This window comes from Microbacterium umsixpiens, assembly GCF_053543675.1.
Genome location: NZ_JBLVOH010000115.1, coordinates 1 through 4479, shown reverse-complemented (window position 1 = coordinate 4479; position 4479 = coordinate 1). Strand labels below are relative to the sequence as shown.

The 4479-nt window shown below is 68.4% G+C and carries 2 protein-coding genes; one reads left to right on the top strand and one right to left on the bottom strand.

Features of this window, described 5'->3' with window-relative positions; genetic code table 11:
• Positions 1-701, bottom strand: a 701-nt coding sequence (locus ACNPM4_RS11555) for an IMP dehydrogenase (protein WP_448985797.1), incomplete at its 3' end; no start/stop codon positions are given.
• A gap of 161 nt (positions 702-862) precedes the next feature.
• On the opposite strand from ACNPM4_RS11555, the gene ACNPM4_RS11550 reads away from it, so the two are divergent.
• Positions 863-4479, top strand: a 3617-nt coding sequence (locus ACNPM4_RS11550; RefSeq protein ID WP_448985796.1) for a multifunctional oxoglutarate decarboxylase/oxoglutarate dehydrogenase thiamine pyrophosphate-binding subunit/dihydrolipoyllysine-residue succinyltransferase subunit, incomplete at its 3' end; no start/stop codon positions are given.

The window sequence follows — 4479 nt, the reverse complement described above, 5'->3', positions numbered from 1 at the left end:
GCGACGTCGCCGTTGATTCCGACGGCCGCGGCGACGGCCAGACGCCCGTCGGTATCGACGGCCGGGCGGTACAGGGTCGAGCGCAGCGCACTGCGCGCGCTCAGGGTGCCCACGAGATGTCCGTGATGGACCACGGTCACCATCTCGACGTCGGCGTCCGTGATGACGTCGAAGGCGTGCCGCTCCGAACCGATGTCGTCCGCGTCGATGGACGGCGTCCCGCGGTGCACGAGATCTCCGAGCTGAGCATCCGGCAGCGCGGTGGCGAGCCTGGTGGCCGGGAGCACCCCGAGGATCCGGCCGACCTCGATCGGCGCGGCGCCCTGCGCGACCACGATCCCGTGACCGGCGGCGGCCGGGAGCAGACGAAGCGCGTCCGAGACGGAGGCCTCGGGCGGGAGCACGATCGGGGTGTCCCAGAGGACCGGCTGCGCCTTCACGTCGCGGATCGCGGAATCGAGATCCTGCAGCGGCAGGTCCTGGGGAAGGACGCCGAGCGCACCTCGGCGGGCGAGCACCGCCGCGATGCGCGGTCCGGTCACGGAGTTCATGTTCGCGGCGACGATCGGAAGGGTGGCCGGGGTGCCGTCCAGTGGTGCCAGATCGACCTGAAGACGGCTGGTGACCCCGGATCGCCGCGGCACCAGGAAGACGTCCGAGTAGGTCAGGTCGACGGTCGGCTGCGATCCAGAGAACTCCATGTCTCCACGGTACCCAGATCGCAGCCGCGTGGGCGCGTCGCTTCCGACGATTCCCCGAGCGAAACACGTTAGGCTTGTTGGTCGAGAGTGTGCGGATCCGAACGCATCCTGCGTCGACGTCCGCACCAGAGAGCTTCAGCGATGAAAGAGGGCGATCGAGAGTGTCGAACCAGGTGACCGGCGTCAACGGCGACGGGGGGTTCGGAGCCAATTCCTGGCTCGTCGAAGAGCTCTACGAGCAGTTCAAGGTGAACCGCGACTCCGTCGACAAGGAGTGGTGGCCGATCCTCGAGAAGTACCACTCGGACACGTCCTCATCGGCACCCGCCGCCGCGGACACGTCGGCACATCCGGTGACCGCCCCGATCCCCGTGATCGGCTCGCAGCCGGTCGCCCGCACGACCGCGAAGCCCGCGGCCGCCGCGCCGATCCCGGCCCAGGCCCCCAAGCCCGCGCCCAAGCCCGAGTCGAAGGAAGCCGCCGAGACGGTCGAGGAGGACAAGGTCACGCCGCTGCGCGGCCTGCCGAAGACCCTCGCGGCGAACATGGACGAGTCGCTGACCGTCCCGACCGCGACCAGCGTGCGCACCGTGCCCGCGAAGCTGATGATCGACAACCGCATCGTCATCAACAACCACATGGCGCGCACCCGCGGCGGCAAGATCAGCTTCACCCACCTCATCGGCTGGGCGCTCATCCGCACGCTCGACGAGTTCCGCAGCCAGAACGTGTTCTACGCCGAGATCGACGGCAAGCCCTCGGTCGTCGCCCCGGCGCACGTCAACCTCGGCATCGCGATCGACCTGCCCAAGCCCGACGGAACTCGCGCACTCATGGTGCCCAGCATCAAGCGCGCCGACACCCTGTCCTTCACGGAGTACCTCAGCGCCTACGAAGACCTGGTCACCCGCGCGCGCGGCAACAAGCTCACCGCCGCCGACTTCCAGGGCACCACCGTGTCCCTCACCAACCCCGGCGGCATCGGCACCGTGCACTCCGTGCCGCGACTCATGAAGGGCCAGGGCTGCATCATCGGTGCCGGAGCCCTCGAGTACCCCGCCGAGTTCCAGGGCGCGAGCGACAAGACGCTCAACGAACTGGCGATCGGCAAGACGATCACGCTCACCAGCACCTACGACCACCGCGTCATCCAGGGTGCCGGGTCGGGCGAGTTCCTCAAGAAGGTGCATGAGCTGCTCATCGGCCAGCGCGGCTTCTACGACGACATCTTCGCGGCGCTCCGCATCCCGTACGCCCCCATCCGGTGGAACCCCGACATCGCGGTCGACCTCGCCGAGCGCGTCGACAAGCAGTCCCGCGTGCAGGAGCTCATCAACTCCTTCCGCGTCCGCGGCCACCTGATGGCCGACATCGATCCGCTCGAGTACCAGCAGCGGTCACACCCCGACCTCGAGATCGAGAGCCACGGGCTCACCTTCTGGGACCTCGACCGCGAATTCGTCACCGGCGGATTCGGCGGTCGGCGCGTCGCCAAGCTCCGCGACATCCTCGGAGTGCTCCGCGACTCGTACTGCCGCACGCTCGGCATCGAGTACATGCACATCCAGGACCCGGAGCAGCGTCGCTGGTTCCAGGAGAAGGTCGAGGTCAAGTACCAGAAGCCCGGCCACGACGAGCAGCTGCGGGTTCTCCGCAAGCTGAACGAGGCCGAGGCGTTCGAGACCTTCCTGCAGACGAAGTTCGTCGGCCAGAAGCGCTTCTCGCTCGAGGGCGGCGAGTCTCTGATCCCGCTGCTCGACGAGATCCTCCAGGGCGCCGCGACCGCAGGTCTCGAGGGTGCCGCGATCGGTATGGCCCACCGCGGCCGCCTCAACGTGCTCACGAACATCGCCGGCAAGACGTACGGCCAGGTGTTCCGGGAGTTCGAGGGCACCCAGACCCCCGGCAACCAGCGCGGCTCCGGCGATGTGAAGTACCACCTCGGCACCGAGGGCACCTTCGTCGCCGACGACAAGTCCGAGCTGCCGGTCTACCTCGCGGCGAACCCGTCGCACCTCGAGACGGTCGACGGCGTGCTGGAAGGCATCGTCCGCGCCAAGCAGGACCGCAAGCCGATCGGCACGTTCGCCTGGCTGCCGATCCTCGTCCACGGCGACGCCGCCTTCGCCGGACAGGGCGTCGTGGTCGAGACGCTGCAGATGTCGCAGCTGCGCGGCTACCGCACCGGCGGCACGATCCACGTCGTGGTGAACAACCAGGTCGGCTTCACGACGACCCCGAACGACGGACGCACCTCGGTGTACTCCACCGACGTGGCGAAGACCATCCAGGCACCGGTGTTCCACGTGAACGGCGACGACCCCGAGGCCGTCATCCACGTGGCGCAGCTCGCGTTCGAGTACCGCGAGCGCTTCCACCGCGACGTCGTCATCGACCTCGTGTGCTACCGCCGACGCGGTCACAACGAGGGCGACGACCCCTCGATGACGCAGCCGCTGATGACCGACCTGATCCAGGCGAAGCGGTCGGTCCGCCGGCTGTACACCGAGTCGCTCGTCGGCCGTGGCGACATCACGGAGCAGGAGTACGACGAGGCCAAGGCGGACTTCCAGAACCGTCTCGAGATCGCCTTCGCCGAGACCCACGCGGCGGAGACCGGGGCGACGCCGATCGCACCCGACCTGCCTCCGGTGGAAGATCAGGTCGGCGCGCCCGAGGTCACCGGCGTGCCGGGTGAGGTCATCCAGCTCATCGGCGACGCGTTCGTGAACAAGCCCGAGGGCTTCACGGTGCACCCGAAGATCCAACAGCTGCTGGAGAAGCGTCTCGACATGAGCCGCAACGGCGGTATCGACTGGGGCTTCGGCGAGCTGCTCGCATTCGGCTCTCTTCTGGTCGAGGGCACCCCGGTGCGTCTCGCCGGGCAGGATGCGCGCCGCGGCACGTTCGTGCAGCGTCACGCGACCCTTCACGACCGCGCGAACGGCCAGGAGTGGCTGCCGCTGTCGAACCTGTCCGACGCGCAGGGCCGGTTCTTCGTCTACGACTCGCTCCTCAGCGAGTACGCCGCCCTCGGATTCGAATACGGCTATTCGGTCGAGGCCCCCGAAGCACTCGTGCTCTGGGAGGCGCAGTTCGGCGACTTCGTCAACGGCGCCCAGTCCGTCATCGACGAGTACATCTCCGCCGCCGAGCAGAAGTGGGGCCAGCAGTCCAGCGTGACGCTGCTCCTCCCCCACGGCTACGAGGGCCAGGGACCCGACCACTCGTCGGCGCGCATCGAGCGATTCCTGCAGCTGTGCGCACAGGAGAACATGATCGTCTCCCGTCCGTCGACCCCGGCGTCGTACTTCCACCTGCTGCGCCGCCAGGCCTATGCCCGTCCTCGCAAGCCGCTCATCGTGTTCACTCCGAAGGCGATGCTGCGTCTGCGCGGCGCGACGAGCCCGGTCGAGGCGTTCACCCAGGGCCGGTTCGAGCCGGTGATCGACGACGACCGCGGTCTCGACCGCTCGGCCGTGAAGCGCGTCCTCGTGCACTCGGGCAAGGTGCACTGGGATCTGCGCGCCGAACTCGATAAGAACCCGAACCCCGAGGTCGCCCTCGTCCGGCTCGAGCAGCTCTACCCGACGCCGATCGACGACCTCAAGGCCATCACCGACTCCTACCCGAACGCCGAACTGGTGTGGGTGCAGGAGGAGCCGGAGAACCAGGGCGCCTGGCCGTTCCTCGCGCTCGCCTTCGCCGACGTCCCCGGCGACCGTTCCTTCCGTCCCGTCGCCCGCACGGCATCGGCATCGCCGGCGACGGGATCGTC